At 42.7% G+C, this 20637-nt stretch carries 16 protein-coding genes; 9 read left to right on the top strand and 7 right to left on the bottom strand.

The features are described from left to right. Together LEP1GSC194_RS17665 and LEP1GSC194_RS17660 are read left to right on the top strand one after the other, a co-directional pair. Positions 1 to 2186: TonB-dependent receptor family protein (locus tag LEP1GSC194_RS17665; protein WP_036043641.1), on the top strand; the 2186-nt coding region annotated here is incomplete at its 5' end. A 645-nt stretch (positions 2187 to 2831) separates the two neighbouring features. Then, positions 2832 to 3998: a helix-turn-helix domain-containing protein gene (locus tag LEP1GSC194_RS17660; protein WP_036043626.1), complete on the top strand. Its 1167-nt coding sequence runs from the start codon at positions 2832 to 2834 to the stop codon at positions 3996 to 3998. Between the two features lie 211 nt (positions 3999 to 4209). On the opposite strand, the gene LEP1GSC194_RS17650 is transcribed toward LEP1GSC194_RS17660, so the two are convergent. Together LEP1GSC194_RS17650 and LEP1GSC194_RS17645 are read right to left on the bottom strand one after the other, a co-directional pair. Continuing rightward, positions 4210 to 5184, bottom strand: coding sequence for a hypothetical protein (locus LEP1GSC194_RS17650; RefSeq protein ID WP_020774848.1), 975 nt, complete (start codon positions 5182 to 5184; stop codon positions 4210 to 4212). Between the two features lie 127 nt (positions 5185 to 5311). Continuing rightward, entirely contained in the window at positions 5312 to 5815 is a 504-nt protein-coding gene (locus tag LEP1GSC194_RS17645; RefSeq protein WP_020774865.1) for a hypothetical protein, read from the bottom strand. A 116-nt stretch (positions 5816 to 5931) separates the two neighbouring features. Between LEP1GSC194_RS17645 and metG the strand changes: the two genes are divergently transcribed. The 3 genes from metG to LEP1GSC194_RS17630 all read left to right on the top strand — a co-directional run bounded on the left by metG (position 5932) and on the right by LEP1GSC194_RS17630 (position 13066). Beyond that, complete coding sequence (metG, locus tag LEP1GSC194_RS17640) at positions 5932 to 8091, top strand: methionine--tRNA ligase (protein WP_036043621.1); 2160 nt, start codon at positions 5932 to 5934, stop codon at positions 8089 to 8091. Between the two features lie 279 nt (positions 8092 to 8370). Beyond that, entirely contained in the window at positions 8371 to 11001 is a 2631-nt protein-coding gene (locus tag LEP1GSC194_RS17635; protein ID WP_020774857.1) for a [protein-PII] uridylyltransferase family protein, read from the top strand. Positions 11002 to 11368: 367 nt separating this feature from the next. Continuing rightward, positions 11369 to 13066 (top strand): acyl-CoA dehydrogenase family protein, encoded by a 1698-nt coding sequence (locus LEP1GSC194_RS17630; RefSeq protein ID WP_020774839.1) that lies wholly within the window; start codon positions 11369 to 11371, stop codon positions 13064 to 13066. Positions 13067 to 13826: 760 nt separating this feature from the next. On the opposite strand, the gene LEP1GSC194_RS17620 is transcribed toward LEP1GSC194_RS17630, so the two are convergent. Further along, positions 13827 to 14177 carry a DoxX family protein gene (locus LEP1GSC194_RS17620; protein ID WP_036043636.1) on the bottom strand — a complete coding sequence of 117 codons (351 nt, stop codon included), beginning with the start codon at positions 14175 to 14177 and terminating at the stop codon, positions 13827 to 13829. A gap of 139 nt (positions 14178 to 14316) precedes the next feature. On the opposite strand from LEP1GSC194_RS17620, the gene LEP1GSC194_RS17615 reads away from it, so the two are divergent. Then, complete coding sequence (locus LEP1GSC194_RS17615; protein ID WP_017809446.1) at positions 14317 to 14766, top strand: GNAT family N-acetyltransferase; 450 nt, start codon at positions 14317 to 14319, stop codon at positions 14764 to 14766. A gap of 493 nt (positions 14767 to 15259) precedes the next feature. On the opposite strand, the gene ispF is transcribed toward LEP1GSC194_RS17615, so the two are convergent. The 3 genes from ispF to LEP1GSC194_RS17600 all read right to left on the bottom strand — a co-directional run bounded on the left by ispF (position 15260) and on the right by LEP1GSC194_RS17600 (position 17424). Continuing rightward, positions 15260 to 15745 (bottom strand): 2-C-methyl-D-erythritol 2,4-cyclodiphosphate synthase, encoded by a 486-nt coding sequence (gene ispF, locus LEP1GSC194_RS17610; protein ID WP_020774861.1) that lies wholly within the window; start codon positions 15743 to 15745, stop codon positions 15260 to 15262. A 195-nt stretch (positions 15746 to 15940) separates the two neighbouring features. After that, complete coding sequence (nadA, locus tag LEP1GSC194_RS17605; RefSeq protein WP_020774846.1) at positions 15941 to 16915, bottom strand: quinolinate synthase NadA; 975 nt, start codon at positions 16913 to 16915, stop codon at positions 15941 to 15943. Next, the gene (locus tag LEP1GSC194_RS17600) at positions 16912 to 17424 is read right to left on the bottom strand and encodes a hypothetical protein (RefSeq protein ID WP_020774825.1); all 513 of its coding nucleotides are present in this window, start codon (positions 17422 to 17424) and stop codon (positions 16912 to 16914) included. The genes nadA and LEP1GSC194_RS17600 overlap by 4 nt, the downstream gene beginning before the upstream one ends. Positions 17425 to 17594: 170 nt before the next feature. Between LEP1GSC194_RS17600 and LEP1GSC194_RS17595 the strand changes: the two genes are divergently transcribed. The 3 genes from LEP1GSC194_RS17595 to LEP1GSC194_RS17585 are packed head-to-tail and all read left to right on the top strand — an operon-like array spanning position 17595 to position 19265. Beyond that, on the top strand, positions 17595 to 18662 hold the full coding sequence (locus LEP1GSC194_RS17595) for a lipoprotein LipL41 (protein WP_020774852.1): 1068 nt from the start codon (positions 17595 to 17597) through the stop codon (positions 18660 to 18662). Beyond that, positions 18634 to 19023, top strand: coding sequence for a LipL41-expression chaperone Lep (gene lep, locus LEP1GSC194_RS17590; RefSeq protein ID WP_017807612.1), 390 nt, complete (start codon positions 18634 to 18636; stop codon positions 19021 to 19023). The genes LEP1GSC194_RS17595 and lep overlap by 29 nt, the downstream gene beginning before the upstream one ends. A gap of 41 nt (positions 19024 to 19064) precedes the next feature. Continuing rightward, a complete protein-coding gene (locus LEP1GSC194_RS17585) occupies positions 19065 to 19265 on the top strand; it encodes a DUF2283 domain-containing protein (protein ID WP_017807613.1) in 201 nt (66 codons plus the stop codon). 158 nt (positions 19266 to 19423) lie between these two features. Here LEP1GSC194_RS17585 and ftsZ read toward each other — a convergent pair whose 3' ends face one another. Then, entirely contained in the window at positions 19424 to 20632 is a 1209-nt protein-coding gene (ftsZ, locus tag LEP1GSC194_RS17580) for a cell division protein FtsZ (protein ID WP_020774849.1), read from the bottom strand. Positions 20633 to 20637 lie beyond the last annotated feature (5 nt).

Raw genomic sequence — 20637 nt, 5'->3', positions numbered from 1 at the left:
TCGATTCCATGGAAGTCTTGAGAAGAGTTCCCGGAGCTTCGATCCGCTATCAAGATACGGGTTTGATTTTAAATATAGGCTTTCGAGGAGTAAATAACGATCTCGGAAGAAAAGTACTCATTTTAGAAGACGGAATCTTTACTTCTCTCAATCCCTACTCCGCGCCGGAACAATATTACACGCCTAACATCGATCGTATGGAAAGAATCGAAGTCGTGAAAGGATCGGGGGCGATCCTTTTCGGACCTTCCACAATCGGAGGAGTGATCAACTTCATTACAAAACGCCCCTCGAAAGAACCTACATTTTCCGTTTCTGCACAAGGAGGATCTTACGGATTCTTTTCTTCTCAAATATCTTACGGAGGAACTTTCGGAAATACTGGAATCGACATTTCGATTCTCAGAAAACAAGGCAACGGATTCAGGGATCACCAAGACTTTCGATTGCATGAATTTTCCTTTAAGTCCGTAACCGATCTGAATGAAAAACACACTCTTACTTCGAAATTCTTAGCCACCGCCCAAGACGCGAACATGACTTACCTCGGTCTGACGACCGCTCAATTTTGGGACAATCCTTCCTCCAACTTTGCGGAACAGGATAAACGAAAACTCCAGAGATATTCCGGAGACATCGGCCACGAATGGAAGCTCACCGATCATTCCAAACTCGTGACAAAAGTTTACGCGGCTTATACGGAAAGAAACTGGGCAAGACAGAACTACGTTCGAAACACGGGTTCTTACTTCAATAAACCTCCGGATAACGTAATCAAATTCTACGATACCGAACCTTTTGTGAACCGCCCCGGTGACACCATTTACATGTTGGACAAAATCGGGCATAGAGATCGTTCTTTCCGATTTGTAGGAGTTGAATCGCGTTATCAACAAGACTTTCAGTTTTTTGGAATCAAAAATCAACTCGACGCGGGTCTTCGTTACCACTACGAAACTGCGGACATCAAATACATAGACGGACCGTCTACTCCCGATTATGCGATCTACGGCAACGGTTTTGAAAATCCGCCGACGGGCGCCGCTTCCTCCGAATATTCTCTTTCTAAATCCGGGACCTTAAGGGATCACGAAGTCAATTATACAAAGTCCGTTGCGGGTTTTGCTCAGAACAGCTTTAAGTTCTACGATTCTTTTTCGGTCATTCCGGGCGTTCGTTACGAAACTTTCACCCAGAACAGATCGATCCTTCGTCAGCAGGTTCGCGATCCGATTACCAAAAAATCCTCTTCTCAGGAAGTGGACAAGGAGACCCAAAATGTGTATCACGTTGTGATCCCGGGTCTCGGTCTTACGTACGATATCCGAAAGGATCTGATCTGGTTTGCGGGCGCCCACAAAGGTTTTTCACCTCCGCGATATCAGGAGGCTCTCAATAACACGGGACTTATAAATCGAGTCGATCCGGAATATTCCTATAACTACGAGACCGGCTTTCGAGGAGATATTACAAAAACCTTAAATGCTCAGGTGACCTACTTCGATCTGAACTACATCAATCAGATCATCGTCTCTTCCGCCACTGTCGGAAACGTATCGACTTCTTCGCTTAAGAATGGAGGAAAAACATACAGTCGCGGTGTTGAATCGAGCATCACATTCGATCCGGCTACATTGTTCGACGCTTCTTTTAAACTTCCGATCGATTTGATTTACACTAGAGTCGATGCAAGAATCAATCAATATTCCATCGACGTTTCGAAGATCGCCCCAAATCAATCTTTGATCGATTTTGCGATCACCCAAAAAGATAAAAACGGAAATTACGTTCCTTACGTTTCCAAGGATACTGCGACTCTTGCAATCGGATTCATTCATCCGAAGGGTTTTTACGCGAGAACGGAGTATCAATATTTCTCCTCCCAATATCACGATGACACAAACACAAATGCGGTTTACTGGGCGGACTTGATCACGGACTCTAATGTCAAAAAAGCATTAAGATATTTGAATATTTCTTCCAATAGCTCGGGTCAGACCGGAAACATACCCGCATACGGACTCGTCAACGCTTCCTTCGGTTATAAGGACCCTATCAAACGTTGGAGTGTTTTTATAACGGGTAAAAACTTGGCCAACGCTCGTTACATTTCCGGACGTATCCCCGAAGGAATTCAAGTCGGTCCGTTTCGCCAGGTTAATGTCGGCGCCACTTTTGAACTCTGATCTTTTTCTTTACAACAATGTTCGACTTCATCAGCATTTAGGTCTTTTAACTCCCGATTTTGTTCATCAAGCAGCCTGATTTCTGTCAACATGATGTAAGGACTTTAAAAGGACTGATCTTGCCTGTCAGACATTGACCCACGTTGCGACCCGTATGGGAGCAACGTGTTTGAGTTCATCTCTTTGACCGGTGTTTTCCTATTCCCACTGACATCTAAAACGCGTTAGTGAATGATTTACTAACGTGAAATTCATTTTTATTTTAAGAATTACGGAACCGATTTTAAAAAAATTTAGAATTTCTGCGGCCGACTTTCCTATAATTCAGTAAGGATTCTAAATCCTTACGCGAAATCCTGTTTCCCCAAGAATTAAATAGTTTTGACTAAAAACAAAAAGATAAAATCTTCCCAAATCATGATTTTTTTTAAGAAAGTTACAACTTATAATTCTCAAAAAATAAAAAACGAGCAAAAGCTTGAAAACACCTTGTTATAACAAATACGGGTAAAGCTGTTCGCTTATGCGAATGGAGAAATTCGTTTTGAAGGAATTGTTTGAACTACCAAATAAAGAAAACATTTCCATCCCGTAAAAAAAAGTTTCTGGAAAAATAGGAAACAAAAACAACTAAAGGATTCGGATGTGGAAGAGGTTGAATATTATTCTTTAGCGGCAACGTTATACTTTATGATTGCCGCATTCGGGTTTTTCAAAAAAAATAGACAAAGAAAAATCGGCTCTCCGGTGCTGTTTTTCTTAATGTCCTGTGTTTTTTGGTCTTTTACGGCCACGATTTTTATTTCGGAAAATATACTCGCAAAGAAGTTGGCCCAATATTTTTACGCCTACTTTTCGGTAGCGGTTGCTTTCTTTTTTATGAACTTCGCCGCAAGCGCTAAGAACGGCAATTTTCCGTATGCTTACGCGGATTTTACGGCCCTTCGAAAATTGCTTCTTCGCAGTTTTGCCTCCACCGCCGCCATTGTCGTCGTTTGGGATTTGCTCGATGAATTCAAAATTCCTAATCTTTCCGAGATAGTATCTTTAGGAATTTTTTTGTTTTTCGTCTATCTTCTATTCCAAACCTTAATCCTTTTGCGTTCTTCGAAAAACAAAGAAACTTTGATCAAAATTCTTCCTTCCATCGGTTTATTACTCGTTATCAAACTTACGGAAGTGTTCCGTTATTTCGAGGGTTCCAAAATCATCGAGCCGATCAACACGATCAATTATTACTTCTTAATCCTTTCTCCGATTATCTTGAGCGAATGTATTTCGATGATCTCCGATATTCAAAAAACTCAAAAAGAATTTCTATTGAGCGACGATTCGGCCGGAGAAAACAACACGGACAAACATCTTTCCCATCGCGATTCAGTTCAGGAAAAAAGATCCCTTTTGGAAGATCTCAACATTGAAAAAGTAGAAAGCAAACTCACCGAATTGATGCAGAATGAAAAGATTCATTTGGATGAAGAACTTCGCCTTCCCTCTTTAGCTTCGGAGATGGGCCTGTCCGTACATCATCTTTCCGCTTTTTTGAACGAACATATGGGAATGAATTTCAATTCCTTTATCAATCATCATCGAGTGAAAGAGGCAAAAGTTATGCTTCTTGAGGAACCGGATCGTTCCATTCTTTCGATCGGAATGGCGGTCGGATTCAGCTCTTCTTCCGCTTTTCACAGAGCATTTTTGAAAGAAGCTAAAAAATCTCCAAAGGCGTTCCGAGAAGAGAATCTTCCGAATTACAAAAATAAGGAAGATGAAATGCAAGACTTGCGCTCCAGATATTCGCATTCCATCTAACAGCACTTTGACGAAAAAACGTCGTTAGAAAACTTTACAAAGGATCGGAAATCCGATCCGTTTTGGAAAATGAAGGATTTTAACGTCCTCAAAAAATTCCCGCGACGAGGATCGAAAAACGACGCGGTCTCGTTACCCGAAACGGAAAAGAGGTCCGCAGCGAAACCGATCGGCGTGGATTGTTTTGAGTTTAAAAAACTTTGCGATGATTTTAGCGCGGGTCGTGACGGTGAGAACGATTTCTTCCTATGATCGTATATAATCCCTTTGCGACCGTTTGAAGCATCCTTGTCATCACACCTTTCAATTTGATCTTTAGAAACAGTTCCAAAACGAGTTCCCTAAGCGCGAGATCGAAAGGTAAGTTATAATTCCGCCATAAAATCGTAAAATGAAACGGATAACTCTGTTCGGGTTTATCCTGAGAATGCGGAGCGAAATGAATCAGAGTTCCTTCCACTGTCGTTTCCTCCGAATTGATATGTTTGAATTCCACATAAATCCGAACCCTATTTTTGAGAAACGGAAGGGGAATCACCTGCAACCCCGCGAGTTCCGACCAAGTGATGTCGCTTAAAGATAAAAATCCTCTCGTTTCTCCGGCTAAAACGCCGATTTTGAGAGTTCCCCTTTTGCCGAGTCTACAGGATCCGCTTTTGGTTCTAAAAAGAATTTCAAGAGGGGAACCCGAATCCATGTATCCGCCTTCGATCGCTATATCGTGCAGTTGAATCGAATACGTGGGAGTTAAGGTTTTATCCACGATGGAAATCGATCCGTTTTCTATTTTCATATTTTGGAATACGATTTTTCCGCGTTTTGGCATGAGTCCTATTTTTTTATGGGGACTTATGATGTTCGTATAATCCATATGAAAATTTTTGAATATAGAAGAGGGAATTCTCAACTTTCCCTTAAAGAGGGAAAAAAAATCGATCTTCAGATTTAAGGAGGAAACTCTCGCATAAACCTGATCCGTTTTTAATATTCCGGGAAATTCGATCGTACAATTTTTGGAGATTACGTAAAAGACCGGAAGTAGAATTCCGGAGGAGATCCATCGGAATTTGAAATGACGAAACGAAAAAAAATTAACGAGGAGTTGCAGAACGGGACCGGAAACCAAAAACTGAATACCGGCGTAACCGATAAGAAGATAGAATAACGTTTCCCAAAACCAATTCATACGGATTTTACGCGCGTGAGAAGGCCGCGCCAAACGGAAGGCGCGTTATGCGTTCTTTGTGAATGGAAAAATCGTCGGTTTTAAAGGAAACCGAAAAGAAAAGATGATCGTTTTTCAATAGAGGCGTTTACTTCTTTTTCCCAAGAATTCTGCTTTCTATATTCTTCTTATCCATCGAAGATATTTCGAGCTCCTTTGAGAGATCGTCCAAAAATTCTCTTTCCTTTTTAGTAAGAGCCCCGTCCATCGAAACGATGACACAAGCGTCCTCGTAAAACCCGGCCGCCATAATCGGATTCCCATCCGAAAAATTACGAACCGTTTTTACGGGAAGAGGATTTTCAAACACGTCCGATAACTCGGCGATGATGGAAGTTTTTTCGCTTTGATGATCGAAGAAAATACAACCTTCTTCGAAAAGCGCTTTCACCATTTGCCCGACCAGACTTCCTTCCTTTTGATGAAAGATTCCGTCGGCCATACAAGAATAGGACCAAATGCTGACGAGAACCTTCGCGTAGTTCATCTTCAGATGGAATATTTCCTGCTCCGGGTTCATTTCTTCTCTGAACTTTTCATAGAATTCATGCCCCGGCAGGACTTTACTTGCAAGGGATGAAAGATTCTCCATTGGCATCGGGAGTTCCTCCAGGTTTTCAGAAAATTCTATCCGAACCATTGATTTTGCAATGAAAATCCGAAAAGAAAGACGTTGATTTTGACCTAAATTTTAAGAACCTGACTTTTGTGAACTCTTCTTCATCTCAAAGAAAGATATTGGTTACTTCCGCTCTTCCTTATGCAAACGGACCGATTCATTTGGGCCATGTGTTGGAAGGAATTCAAACGGACATTTGGGTTCGTTTTCAAAAAGCGATCGGAAACGAATGTTATTTCTTTTGCGCGGACGATACACACGGAACCCCCGTGATGTTGGCGGCGCGCAAAGAAGGAATTACTCCCGAACAACTTATCCAAAGAGTCGGCCAAGAACACCGTCAAGACTTAACTTCTTTCGGAATTCGTTACGATAATTATGATTCCACACATTCCAAAACGAATCAAGAAATTTCCGAAGATATTTATCTGAAACTGAAAGAGAAAGGTCATATTTCGAGAAGAAGTATCGAACAGGCTTATTGCGAAAAGGATCGGATGTTTCTTCCCGATCGTTTTATCAAAGGTGTTTGCCCCAATTGTAAATCCAAAGATCAGTACGGCGATAATTGCGAGGTTTGCGGAGCGACTTACAGCCCCAAAGATTTGATCGATTCTCACTGCGCCTTATGCGGAACTTCTCCCGTCGTTAAGAACTCGGATCATATCTTTTTCAAACTCGGAAACTTTCATAAGAAAAACGAACAATCGCCGCAACTCAAAGATAAACACGCGACCCTCCCGAATGCGGATTTCGATTTGCAATCCTGGGTGGAAACGAGCGGAGTCGTTTCCGAATCCGAAGGTGTTATAAAAAAATTAAGGGAATGGTTCGATGCAGGGCTGCAAGACTGGGACATTTCCAGAGACGGGCCTTATTGGGGTTTTGAAATTCCGGGCGAGAATAATAAATATTTTTACGTTTGGTTGGACGCTCCCGTGGGTTACATGGCTTCCTCCAAAAACTTTTTTGAAAAGAATTTTCCGAACGATCCGAATCGGTTCGATTCTTTTTGGAAAGATAGAAGTTCGGAGATCGTTCACTTTATCGGTAAGGATATATTATACTTTCATACTTTATTTTGGCCGGCGATGTTGGAAGGAAGCGGTTACAGGGCTCCTTCCAAAGTTCACGTACACGGTTTTATCGGCGTGAACGGAGAAAAAATGTCCAAGTCCCGCGGAACGTTCATCAAGGCGGAGACGTTCGTAAAACACTTGGATCCGGAACATCTTCGCTTTTATTTGGCCGCAAAATTAGGTCCCGGAATGGACGATATCGATCTTTCCTTTGACGACTTTGTGAATAAAGTAAACGCGGATCTCGTGGGAAATTTGATCAATTCCGTTTCCAGGGTTTCGACCACGATTTTGGATGCGTTGGATCGGACGTTAGGAACCGTTCCTCCGGAAGGCCGCGTTTTACTCGAGGAAATTCTCAACCAGTCCGTAAAAACGACGGGTTCCGGAGAGGATTCGATTCAGAATATTATAAAAGCTGCATACGAACAAAAAAACTACGCGAAAGTGATGAGGGAAATCACCCGTCTCGGCGACCGGGTAAATCGTTACGTCAACGACAACGCTCCTTGGAAGCTCATCAAGGAAAATCCGGAAAAGGCAAGGGAAGTCGTGACGACGACGCTGAATGCGAGTCGATTTCTTGCGATTTACCTTTACCCCGTGGTTCCTAAAATCTCCGAACAAATTTACCAGTTGTTGAATCTGAAAGATTCTCCCGGATTTAAGGATCTGGATATCTTTAAAATATTAGAAAAAACGAAAGTAAATCCGTACGAAATGATCACCAAACGCGTGGATGAAAAGGCAATCAAAGTTATGTTGGAAGAAAACAAACAATCCGAACTCCCTAAAAAGGAAGAAACTCCCAAATCCTCCGACAATTCTGGCAAGGAAGAACGAATCGAAATTTCGATCGAAGAACTTTCCAAGGTGGAACTGAGAGTCGGTCAAATCGTGGAAGCCGGTCCGGTGGAAGGCGCAGATAAACTCGTGAACGTAAAAGTGGATCTCGGCGAACTCGGGATTAAAAACGTTTTTGCGGGTATCAAAGTCGCTTATCAACCGGAGGATCTCAAAGGTTTGAAAGTTGTCGTCGTCGCCAATCTTAAACCGAGAAAGATGAAGTTCGGAATTTCGGAGGCGATGTTGCTCGCTTCCGGAGAGGGAGAATCCTTGAGTTTGTTCGTTCCTCACAAGGATGCGAAGCCGGGTGATAAGTTGAAGTAAAAATACGAAGGATAAAAAATCTCCCGAATTTTACGGAGAACGAACTAAAAGTCTCGAACAAGAAAATTTTTACGGTAAAAGTTTGTCGGAATAATTAAAATCAATTTAAGAGAAGTTGACAATGAGAAGCAGAAATTTTAGGGACGGAAACCGCGTCGTTTTCAAATGTAGAATCGAAAGCCGATTTTAGAAAAGAGTCATCCGTTCCTTCTTTCTATAAATCAAACGCTTCCGATAAGTCCGATATTAAGAAAATAAGAATCTATTTCGTAACGTAATATGCCCTTACAATTGGATATCACATACAGTTTTCAGAGACTCTTGGAAAAGAGTAAAAACGTGGGCGGTCGGCTCGTATCCAGACAACTGACTCACATCGTGGATTCTTTTATCCTTTCTAAATTTGAAAGTTCCAAAGTCGGATTAAAATCCGGAGACGAACTCTGTATCGTTGCCATGGGCGGTTACGGAAGGATGGAGATGGCTCCTCATTCCGATATCGACCTATTGTATCTGCACAACGGAATCAAAGAACAAAGACTGGAATCGATTATCTCCAAGATCAACACCTATCTCTACGATTCAGGAAAGGAAGTCGGACATTCCTGCAGAACGATCAAGGAATGTTTTCGATATCTGGATGATATGTCTTCTTATCACGCGTTTTTGGACGCCCGTTTTCTCGCGGGATCGAGAACTATATTCGAAAAGTTTAAAACGAATTTTTTGGAGAAAATTCCCGTAAAATGGACCAAACGTTATAACGAAATCAAGGAAGAAATTTTAACCTCCCGGTTTCTCAACGAAGAACGCCCCATTTTGTTAAGCGAACCGAATCTGAAAACGGATCTCTGCGGGCTCCGAGACATCCAGTATATGTTTTGGATGGAAAAACCCGTCCGAAATCTGCCTTCTCTGGGAGGATTGTCCATATTACCGGTTTTTCAAAGAGGAGAAATCCAACTCCTTCAGGAAGCCTACGATTTTATACTACGCACAAGAACCGCGATGCACAGGATCACTTCTCGAAAGACGGATCGATTGGACCTGAGTCTTCAACAAGAAGTCGCCGAGTATTTGGGTTACGGAAAAAAAGAGGAGCTTTCTTCCGTAGAAAAATTCATGCACGCATTGTATCACCATCAGAAGAATATCTATTTCATTATCCGCACGTATTTGGACTCCATCGTCGAAAAAAGAAAAAGTTCGAAAGGAGAAAGTTTTCCTTACGAGGATCTTCACTTTTTTAAGATAGACGACACGGTTTTTCCGCCCGCAACCGGAACGTTGTTTACGAACCCGCATACGATTTATAGGGACGTTATGCGTTCTTTTCGAATGATTCAGGAAAAGAATCTGCAGATTTCCGGAACTTTGTTAAACGAATTCAGATTTGCGGCGAATTTTTTGGACGACGACTTCAAGTATTCACCCGAAGTGAACGAAGACTTTTTAAAAATTCTAAGAACCCCTTCTCGGAGAGGAAATATTTTGAAGTTGATGCACGAATCGGGCGTTTTAGGCGCGATTTTGCCGGAGTTCGGGGCATGCACCAATTTTCCGCTGTTCAGTTATCATCATGAGTTCACCGTAGACGAACATACTTTATTGATTTTGCATGAACTCGATCTTCTGGATCGGGGAGAATTTCAGGACGCAGAAGTTCAAAAAGCGTATCGGGAATGTTCCAAGATAGAGTTGTTGGCTCTCGCAATTTTATTACACGACGCCGGAAAAGTGAAAGAAGGAGACCATTCGGAATACGGAGCCGAACTCGCGGTTTCGGTCGGGGACAGACTCGGGCTCGACGAAGAGGATACGGATCTCTGTCGTTTTCTCGTGGAAAAACACACTCTTATGTCCGAGTTGAGCTCCAAGAGAGACATAGGCGATCCGAAGTTGATTTTGGACTTTGCGAAAATCGTAGGAAGCAGAGAAAGATTAAGAAAACTTTATATTCTTACGATAATCGACACAAAGTCCGTGGGGACGGGCGTTCTCACCAACTGGAAAAGCTCGATCTTGAATACTCTCTATCAAAATACGATTCCTTATCTTGTAACCGACCCCAAGGACGATTTTGAGGAAGACGGTCCTACTCGCGACGTTCAATTGGAAAATTTAAGGAACTACCTCGTCGCTAAAGAAGGTTTAAACGAAGAGATCGTTAAATCCGTCGTAACGTTCGCGAACGAAGTGTCTCCTTCTTCGTATATCAACACGGTATCCAATCGTAAAATATTCAGGAATTTTAAATCGATCGGAACACTTGCTCAAAACCCGGCGTTAGGAATGATTTTCGAAACGGAACAAGATCCTGCTTTCGTGACGATCGACGTTGTAACGGCCAATCAACCTGAAATTCTTTTGGATCTATCCTGTGCCGTTTCTTCCGAAGGCCTGAGCCTTTTAGGAATGAAAAGTTATACTCTCGGAGAATATTGGATCACGACGGTTCAGTTGACCGATTCGGCGGGAGGCGGAAATCTTTCGCACGAAAAGCTGAACTGCATCGAAGCCAAACTCAAATCGATTTCTTCCGGAAATTTAAAAAGAGAAAGTATCGCCTTTCAAAGGACGGATTGGAATCCCCGCAAACCGGCTCCGGAAAGTATCGTCAATCGATCGGTTCTGTTTTACAACGGAGATCTTCCGGATGTAACGATCATGGAAGTAAGAATGCCGGACGTCGTCGGTTTGGTTTATAGAATTCTTCAGATCATTCTTCATCTGGATCTAAAAGTGCGTTATTTGAGAGTTTCGACAAGCGCCGATTATGCGTTTGATTCTTTTTACCTTCAAACATCCAACGGAACCAAACTGGAAGATCCGGATCTTCTGTTTACGTTACGGGAAAAAATTCTTACCATCCAATTCGGAGAACAAATCTTGGAAGAATCCTCCGCCTAACAACTGAAATGTGAGAACTCCCATTCTAGTGGATAGATTTCAGGAATCAGATTTCAGTAAATTTACAGAAAAGGAAAATTAACCTTTGTTAAAGTCTGATCCCTCTATTAGGAAAATGTAACTGAACCCTGATTTCTATCCACTGACCCCTAAAACGTGCGTTCCGGTTCGTTTGTTTTTTCCGTTTCTTTTTCGCTCGCGTTTAAAACCGCGCAAAGTTATACTTTCCAAAAAATCCCTTTTCAAAATGTTAAGAGCCCGGCCTATAATCTCAAAGAAAATATACAAATGTGCGGGAGTTCCGCGTCGGATTTTGGAACGGACAGTAATTTGGTTTCGAAAGAATTCAGTAAATTAGGAGAAAATAATGCAGCATCCTTTAAATCAATCCGCAAACCCGGGTCTTGCACCCTTTGATATTTCTAATTACCGAGGGAATCGGGGAAAGAATTTTTACGAAGAAGACCGAGTATTACAAACCCTTGTTGAAAAATATTCCAAAGGTTACGACGCCGCACATAAGAAAGAGATGATCGAACATCTTTTCGGTTACGGCGCGTTAGTCGGTGGAGTTCTGGACGAACTCACGGACGCTTCGCACAAGGAAGGAAAATACGGAGAGGTTGTTAAATACGATCGAACCGGAAATCGAATCGACGCGGTGGTATATTCGAACGAACAAAAACTTTCCAGAAAGATTTCCTATGATTATGGAATCGTAAATCTCAACTATCATTCTTCCTGGAAACATCCTTTTACCGACTTGCATCGTTATGCGCTCGCTTATCTCGCCAATCAAAACGGAGAAGGTGGAGTCACTTGTCCCCTTGCGATGACCGAAGGTATGATTAAGGTTTTGGAAGCGCTCGGAACTTCGGAACAAAAAGAAAAGTATTTGCCTCTTGTCGCGGGAGAAGGAAGCGACTCTCACTTTATGGCCGGTCAGTACGTGACGGAAAGAGTTGGCGGTTCCAACGTAAGCGCAAACAGAACGATCGCGAGAAAACAGGAAAACGGCAAATGGATTCTTACCGGTGAAAAATGGTTCTGTTCCAATCCGGGTGATCTCTGGGTGACCACCGCAAGAGTGGAAGATACGAACACCATCGGAATGTTTTTGGTTCCGAGAATCAAATACGACGGAACGTTAAACGGACATCATATTCTCCGTAAAAAAGACATCATCGGTTCGAGAGGAAAACTCACCGTCGAAATCGTATACGACGGTGTCGAAGCGGAGGCGCTCGGAAGACCGGCCCACGGAATCGCGAACCTGATCAAATACGTGATCGGAATTTCAAGACTACACGTATCCATAGCCGCATCCGGAATTTCAAGAAGAGCTTGGATGGAAGCTTACGAATACGCGAAGTTCAGAACCGCTTACGGAAGTAAAATATTAGAATTTCCTTCTTTACTCAAGCAACTCAGCGATCAAAGACTCAAACACACCGCTATGTTGACTTCCATCTTCAGACACTTTCATACTCCCGAGCCTTTGAAACTGGCGGGAGAAGTGTTGGCTCCTCTTTTAAAATACAAATGTTCCGCCACCTCCACCGAGATCACATACAACTCGATCCTTGTATTGGGCGGAAACGGAATCGTCGGGGATTTTTCCGCGCTTCCGAGATTACATAACGATTCCATCATAAACGAAACCTGGGAAGGAACCCATTTGTTGTTAAGCGAACACGTCCTGCGCGGTTTTAAAAGGGAAAAGGTCGCAAAGGCGTTCTTCAAATACGTGGAAGAAATCACTGATATTAGCTCGTCGGCCGCGGAAACGATCCGAAAAAAATCTGAACTTTTGCAAGGATTGTTGGACAATTCAAGTTCGCAGGAATTGGATCTGAATCGGATTTACATCGCCGATTTGGCTTTCGAGACGTTCGCTCTGGCTGCGTTATCCGATATCTCCGGTAAAAATTCTCCGAATCCCCAAAAAGATATGTCGGTTTTCCGGGACGGTTACTTGGAATTGCTGAATTCCTCCCAAACATTTGTTAAACAGGAAAGTTTTTCGGGAAATGCGGAACGTCTCAAATCGGTGATTCATTTCTAAAAGAACTTTAGAATTTACTCATGGACTCAGGTCGTCGCGGGTCCGTGAGCGATTCTGAAAAATCTACGGATTCCGTTCTCGATTTTTTACGGCTTGTTCCGACCGTATTCCGTAAAAATAACCTCGATTCGTTTCGTTGTATTACGATAAAAAACTAAGGTGCACCGCTCTTATATCATGACCGAACGTGAATTTGCGGAGAAAGTTTGGGCGAATCCGGCCCCGGCGTTGCGAGTGGCTCGCACGAAATTGAGAAATCCGCGCTTTCGCATTTGTTATACCTAACTCCCGTGAACTGACAACCACACTATTTTGAATCATACGATTTCCTCGGAAAGAATCGACGTTTTGGAATGAGTATCGACCTCCCCTAATGGATAACGGTTTTGGAAATGGAAACCGCGGATTGAATTTTCGAGAAAAAAAAGAGGAATGCGGAGTTTTTCCCGCTTTTTTGCACCAACGGTAAACTCCCATCTCTTCCGTCCCGTAAGATAAAACGGAAAAATTTTAACCTGACATCTGACCCCTAAAACGCGTGAGCGATCGAGGTGGAAATACTGCAATGCACCGTTCAAAAACGGAACAATAAAGACAAAAAACGAAATCATTTATATATTAGAAAAATATAAAATGGTGCTTTGCAGATTGAAACCGAGAGCGCGACCCGGCGGAGTAAGACAAAGAGAGTTTCGCCGGGGCACGCCCAACGGTTTCAGTAAGGAGTTCCCGCGTTTTGAAAATCCGGTCGGAGCGCGTTTTAGACGTCTTTTACCGTGCCTGCGATCAAAAGAGCCGCTCCTAAAAGGGAAACGTCTTTCAAAAGTGCGATTGTGGAAGCCTGGTTACCGGCGGCGGCGGCCGGTAAATGAACCAAAACCACGAAAATTCCCAAAAGAACCGCAAGAAGAACCGTCGCCAAATGCGTTTTGATTCCGGTAATAATGGAAACCGAAGCCGAAATCAAAGCCAATCCGGTTAGATATACCCAGACGATCGGAAAAGGAATGTAAGAAGGAACGATTCCCGTCATCGTTCCGCCCGAGATAAAGTGAAACAATCCGAAAATCGCAAAGGGAACCGCATATACGATTTTACCTATTTTTTTCATATTAACTCCTTGATTCATATCTTTCAGAGTAAAATTTTCCAAATCGGTCATTTTATCCGAAAGTCGAATTTTGAATCTTGATTGAATATTGGACTTCCGCAACTATAATTTGACCAAAAAATGAAAATGAGTTCCGACCTTGAATATAAAAATTCTCAATAAAACCGACCTGGATTGGCTTTTTGCCTTGGAAGAAAATTGTTTCGGCAGCCGCGCCTGGACAAAGGAAATGTTAGATTCCCATCTTCAGGAGTTTTCGGGAATCGGTTCGACCGATCTCTGTTACATCCTTTACAAAGTCTCAGGAGACGAAATCGAAATCTTTCGGATCGCGGTTTATTCCCGCCAAAGAAGGAAAGGAAAGGGAAAAGAACTTTTGGAATATCTTTTGAATTCCGAAAAGGATAAAACTTTTTTTCTGGAAGTCGACTCTACAAATTCTCCGGCAATCGCTTTGTATGAATCCTGCGATTTCCAAAGAATTCACGTGAGAAAACATTATTACGAAGACGGCTCGGACGCCCTGATTTATAAAAAAGCCGCGATCGACGTTTTCGAAAATTTCAGTTTCGACGTTTCGGATCCCTAAGGTTTTTCGGCGGACCCTCGGCAAAACATTCTATTATTTTAATATAACTATAAGTAGGCTTTGTTCTGCCTTGGGCATTCTCCCAAAGACAAATACGACCGATTTTTAAGAAAACTTTTTGCGCGCCCTATTTTCCATCTATCTTTGATTTATAATATTCTAATAAATAAACGATTTTATAGCTTATCTCAAAAACGACTCTTAATGTGTTTCGATTTAAAGGTTCGAGTTTACCGTTCGTTTAGAAACGCGGGAGTTCCCGCAATATCGATTCACCCAACCTACCGGATTTTTTAAATATACGAATCCGTCCTCCGACTTAACCTCGTTTTAGAACCGCCTCTTCATCCTCGACGTTATAAAATATGTTACTGATTTGAAACCAACCTTTACTATAACCGATGATTTTGAACATTGTACCGCTCGGCACGGAGGTAAGAATTTTTCCAGATGTAATTATCATGAACAACGACTTTATCGATCTTGCAAATCGTTAAGATCGTTTTCCCAAAAGAATCGTACAAAAAGTTCCGATCCCTTCCTGTCTGCCCAAGGCTCCCATTTTTTCGGTTGTTGTCGCTTTCACGGAAACACAATCCTCGGGAAGATTCAATAAACTACTTAAGGATTTTGTAATTCTTTCTTTGAGAGGTGCGATTTTGGGCCTTTCTCCGATTACGGTGCAATCCACGTTAACAAGATCGAAATGTCTCCCTTTCATCAAATCGAGACATTTGGAAAGAATGATCTTACTATCCATATTTTTCAGTTTTGGATCCGTATCGGGAAAATACCGGCCGATATCCCCCAAAGCCAAAGCCCCCAGAATCGCGTCCGAAATCGCGTGTAGGATGATGTCCGCGTCCGAATGTCCCACGAGCGCAAACTCGGACTCGCATTCGATTCCACCCAAGACCAAGGGCCGGTCCGGATTGATTTCCAGCTTATGAAAATCGATTCCGTTTCCGATTCTATACATTTAAATATTCCAAAATCATACTATTCTTTATTGGCGTAGAATAATTTTTTCTTTGTCCGAGTTGTTGTTTTTTAAAAAGCAAGTCTTTTTCGTCACCGTCGATATTTCTTCCGACAAACGATTTCACAAAAAAATGGGTTTATCCGGACCTTAAGAACTTGTCCCAAAATCTTGAAAGGAAATTTGCAGGAGTTCCTACTTTTTAAACGAAAGATCCAACATCCTTTGAACGGACATTCTCCCCTTTTTTATCACTTCCGGATCGAGATGAATTTCGTACCGATCGTATAACAAAGCGTCCCTGATTTTTTCCAGAGTGATTCTTTTCATGTGAGGGCAAACCTGACAAGTGGAAACAAAATGCCTGTCCGGAAATTCGGAACGAAGATTGTCGCCCATGGAACATTCCGTGATTAAAAAAATATTCTTCGCCTCCGATTTACGAATGAATTCGCTCATCTGAGAAGTGGAACCGGAATAATCCGAACGATCCACGACTTCGGTTTTACATTCGGGGTGAGAGATCACGGTAACGCCGGGAAACTGTCTTCTCGTAAGTTCGATGTCTTCCGCCGAATACATCTCGTGCACCATACAACTTCCGGGATGAGTGATGATTTTTTTCTTGGTAAGATTTTGAACGTTTGCAGCGAGATAACGATCGGGTAAAAAAATTACGGTATCACCTTCCAAGGATTCGACCACTTGCAAAGCGTTGGCGGAAGTACAACAGATATCGGTCTCGGCTTTTACGTCCGCCGTGCAATTGACGTACGTAACAACGGGAACACCCGGATATTTTCGTTTGAGATCGATCACGTCCTGTCTCGTGATACTCTCCGCAAGAGAACACCCCGCTTTGAGATCCGCGATGAGAACTTTCTTTTGGGGAGACATCAGTTTGGCCGTCTCCGCCATAAAATGAACCCCGTTAAAAAGAATGATATCCGCGTCCGTATCCGCCGCGACCTTACTCAGATAAAGAGAATCGCCCGTGATGTCCGAAACTCCGTGAAATACGTCCGGAGTCATATAATTATGTCCGAGAAGAACCGCGTTCTTTTCTTTCTTCAATTTTTGAATTTCTTGAATCAGAGGTAGTTTTTCTTCCACCTCGTGTTCCATATAAGTGTTTTTGAGAGCTTTTGTAACTTCTTCGAGGGTTTTCATGGGTAAGGCCAATAAACGTTAGTAGTCGAAATCCCTTTTAACTTCGGAAAGGAAGAATCCGTTCCCGTGTTACAATTAGACTGACATTGCCTCCAAAGATTCCCGCTATTTGTGGAACCGGAACGTTTGGCTGTGACGTAATCGGATTCGGTTTCAAAAGAACAGGACGAACCGGAAGGATGACTCAGGAAAAATGTGGAGTTACACTTGCTCCAACAACGCAGAAGTTCTTCCAAAATCTCCCTCTTTTGCAGATTAGCCGGTTGAATTCCGTTTTGAAATCGATCCATTTCCTGGTCGGAACATTTCTCACTGATCGACTTGGGAGATTTTAAACATAAATTCTCCTGAGAATAATAATCGAAACAGGCGGGATTTGAGTTGGAAGTTAAAATCCAACCTATAAGTTGTTGATTAAGCGTATCATCTTCCTTTTTAGAAACGATACATGTAGTTACAAAACCGAGAAGTAAAATCCAAACGGTTTGTTTGCGCTTAACAAAACCCATTACAACTCAGTTTCTTTTACGAGAAGCTTCGCTACAATCAAAAAATCGAAAACACAAGGCCGGTTCTTCAAATCCGATAAACTCGATTCTAAAATCTATTGACACGATTCTTTTTAAATTTTAAATGAACCCTTATCCCCAAAATCAAATAGGATTGGTGTTACTTTACCATGAGAAAATCATATTCTCTAATCGCTGTGCTATTTCTCCTTATATTCTTAGGAAATTGCGCACCGACCATTGACGTAGAATATCCGGTATTCCCGAAAGATAAGGAAGGCCGTGCCCTTCAAAAGTTCCTCGGAACGATTCGTAACGTAGGTTTGGCGGTTGAGCCTCCCAAGAAAAGTCTTTGGGAAGCGATCTTCGGAGAAGGTTCCAGTTTCATCGATCAAATGCCTTCTAAAGTTTTCGAGGCATTCGATAAGGAATCTTATTACAAACTTACAGACCTCAGTAAACGCGCGGACGCAATCAACGAAGCGAGCCTTTCTCTAACGGGAATCACTAAAAACAGAGCGAAGATCGGAAACCTGATCGGTGCCGAAGCGATTCTTTACATCGGATATCAAAAACCTTATACGGAATGCGGTACCGAGAACAAAGTTGATATGGTTGCGGCAGGAATGAAAGTAGCCGGATTTGCGGCATCTATGGCAACCGGAAAAGATGTAAACACCGGAAACGAACCTGTTTCTAAACCGACAGGAGTTCGGATGATGTTGATTCCTTTGGATGCCACTTTGATCAAAGTGGAAACAGGGGAAGTGAAAAAAGCGGTTGTTTCCAGCCCGGCAAAAATTTACAACAGCGTTGGAAATTTGGAATGCCCTTCCATTCTGGATTCATTCGGACAAGGTCTGGACGAAGCCGCGGCTTATATCAAAGGCAGACTTTCTCCGATCGTTAAAACGGAAAGAATCAAGGTTTTTGTAAAAGACGAAGATGAAGAAGTAAAAGAACTTCTGCAAGAAGGTCTGGAAGAAGTTTCCGGTGAGACTCCAAGTTTCAAAAAAGCAAAAGAAGCCTGGGAAAAAGCCGACAAAAAAGCCAAAGGCCAATCTTGGGGAGCGAAAGCAAACCTTGCAACCTATTACTTCTCCGCCGGTGATTTCGAAAAATCCATTAAACTCTATGAAGAAGCTATGAAACTCAAAGACGCCGATAAGAGCTATCTGAGAGAACTTAGAAAGAGAGTGGAAGCTACGTTTGCAGTTGACGAAAGCAACGCAAAGTAATCTGATTCCTTTGAAATCGCAAAATTGCAGGAAAAGCGGGCTAAGGTCCGCTTTTCTTATTTCTATCCTAACGTTTTCAAACCTCTTTCTCCTTGATTGTAGAAAAACCCCGACGGAAGAAGAGTGTGTGGAAAATCAAATGCACAACGTAAAGTTGATCGCGCAGGCCGATGAAACGGAAATTCCTCCGACGATGCAGCAAATCATGCTGAAACAGATTCTCCAACCGGAAATATCTCGGGCCATTGTTCTTCGTTGTATGTCCCATAAAACTTTGAAACAGGTTCAGTGCGAACTCGGTAAGGAAAAGTTCTTAGACTTGAAAGAATGCAAACAATTCGGGAAGGAAGAGGTGAAATAAGCCTAAGCCGTTTTGTCGGTGGTCGACAGAGATCTTAAAGAATGAAAATTACGCACTATCCTGAAACGGATTCAATTTACATCGATTTATCGAACCGTCCTTCTTTTGAAACGAAAGAAATCAACTCCGATCTAAATGTAGACCTGGACGAAGATGGCAAACCCGTTGGAATCGATATTCACGGACACGCGTCCAAATACGTGGATATTTCAACGATCCTTTTTGAAACGGCAAAGTTTTAATACGCTCGAAAATATCATTTCTAAAAATGCGGGAACTCCCTAAAATCTTCGATCGAAGCGTATTCTTTAAATTTTAAAATCAAATGGTTTCGGATTGAAGAAAACGCGGGAGTTCCCGCACTTTTCTCCTTCAATACAACCGGACCTGGATCGATCTCTCAAGGACCGGAGCTGTTTCTTCTCAGATACGCGGGGATGTCGTAGTCTTCGGCTTTTGGAGAAGAACTATTCGAAGAACGAAATTTCAGCGATCCCGGATTCCGATTGGATTCTCCATTCTCATCCTGAAAAAAATCTTTTTTCTCAGGAGAAGAGTTTTCCATACCCACAGCCTTTCTTTGAAAACCGTAATTCTCCTGAACTCTCGTAGCTAAGTCTTGATTTTGAATCAGTTTGCCGGAAGAAGAACGTTTGTTAAAACCGGTCGCGATTACGGTCACTCGAATTTTGTTGGAAAGACTTTCGTCTTCGTGAAGACCGATGATAATGTTCGCGTTCGGGTCCACTTGAGAAGTAATGATTCCGGAAACCTCGTTCCAATCCGAAATCGTAAGATCCTTTCCACCGGAAACGTTAATAAGAAGAGACGACGCGCCCGCAATCGAAGTGGAGTCTAACAGCGAATTGTTGATCGCGTATTCGACCGCTTCTTTGACCTTACCTTCTCCGCTCCCCTCTCCGACTCCCATAACGGCGTCGCCTGTGTCGCGCATGATCGTTTTAACGTCGGCAAAGTCCACGTTGATCAGTCCCGGATTGTTGATGATGTCGCTGATTCCCCTCACCGCGTTGAGAAGAATATCGTCTATCACCTGAAAGGCGAGATCGATCGGAGTATTTTTATCCACGACTCTGAAGATGGAATCGTTATTGATGAGAATCAAAGTATCCACGTGGGAACGAAGTTGTTCGATTCCTTTACGGGCAAGTTCCATTCTTCTTCTACCTTCAAAAGAAAAGGGAAGAGTTACGACTCCGACAACGAGACATTTCATTTCTTTGGCGATCTTTGCGATCACAGGGGCGGCTCCGGTTCCGGTTCCTCCGCCCATTCCGGCGGTGATAAAGACCATGTCGGCTCCGCGGACAACGGACTGGATTCTTTCCTTGTCCTCTTCTGCGGCCTTATAGCCGAGTTCCGGATCGCCTCCGGCTCCCATACCGCGAGTGGCTTTCGTTCCTAAGATGATTTTGTTTTCCACAGGAGAACGAAGTAAAACTTGTTCGTCGGTGTTTAGAATCGCAAACTCGACTCCTTTTAGAGTGGAGTTGGACATTCTTGTAACCGCGTTCATTCCGCCGCCGCCGACTCCGAACACCTTGATCACCGCGGGGTTTGTTTTTGTTTCTTCTTCAAATCGGATCATATTGT

The sequence above is a fragment of the Leptospira alstonii serovar Sichuan str. 79601 genome (genome assembly GCF_000347175.1).
Classification (GTDB): domain Bacteria; phylum Spirochaetota; class Leptospiria; order Leptospirales; family Leptospiraceae; genus Leptospira; species Leptospira alstonii.
The sequence above is the reverse complement of the archived record's forward strand: the minus strand, read 5'-3'. Positions and strand labels throughout refer to the sequence as shown.

Excerpts from the sequence above, each read along its gene's own strand:
- LEP1GSC194_RS17630 (WP_020774839.1), top strand. The coding sequence starts at position 11,369 with ATGCAGCATCCTTTAAATCAATCCGCAAACCCGGGTCTTGCACCCTTT.
- LEP1GSC194_RS17650 (WP_020774848.1), bottom strand. The coding sequence starts at position 5,184 with ATGAATTGGTTTTGGGAAACGTTATTCTATCTTCTTATCGGTTACGCC.
- LEP1GSC194_RS17600 (WP_020774825.1), bottom strand. The coding sequence starts at position 17,424 with ATGGGTTTTGTTAAGCGCAAACAAACCGTTTGGATTTTACTTCTCGGT.
- LEP1GSC194_RS17645 (WP_020774865.1), bottom strand. The coding sequence starts at position 5,815 with ATGGAGAATCTTTCATCCCTTGCAAGTAAAGTCCTGCCGGGGCATGAA.
- LEP1GSC194_RS17595 (WP_020774852.1), top strand. The coding sequence starts at position 17,595 with ATGAGAAAATCATATTCTCTAATCGCTGTGCTATTTCTCCTTATATTC.
- ftsZ (WP_020774849.1), bottom strand. The coding sequence starts at position 20,632 with ATGATCCGATTTGAAGAAGAAACAAAAACAAACCCCGCGGTGATCAAG.
- LEP1GSC194_RS17635 (WP_020774857.1), top strand. The coding sequence starts at position 8,371 with ATGCCCTTACAATTGGATATCACATACAGTTTTCAGAGACTCTTGGAA.
- nadA (WP_020774846.1), bottom strand. The coding sequence starts at position 16,915 with ATGAAAACCCTCGAAGAAGTTACAAAAGCTCTCAAAAACACTTATATG.
- LEP1GSC194_RS17620 (WP_036043636.1), bottom strand. The coding sequence starts at position 14,177 with ATGAAAAAAATAGGTAAAATCGTATATGCGGTTCCCTTTGCGATTTTC.
- LEP1GSC194_RS17585 (WP_017807613.1), top strand. The coding sequence starts at position 19,065 with ATGAAAATTACGCACTATCCTGAAACGGATTCAATTTACATCGATTTA.
- ispF (WP_020774861.1), bottom strand. The coding sequence starts at position 15,745 with ATGTATAGAATCGGAAACGGAATCGATTTTCATAAGCTGGAAATCAAT.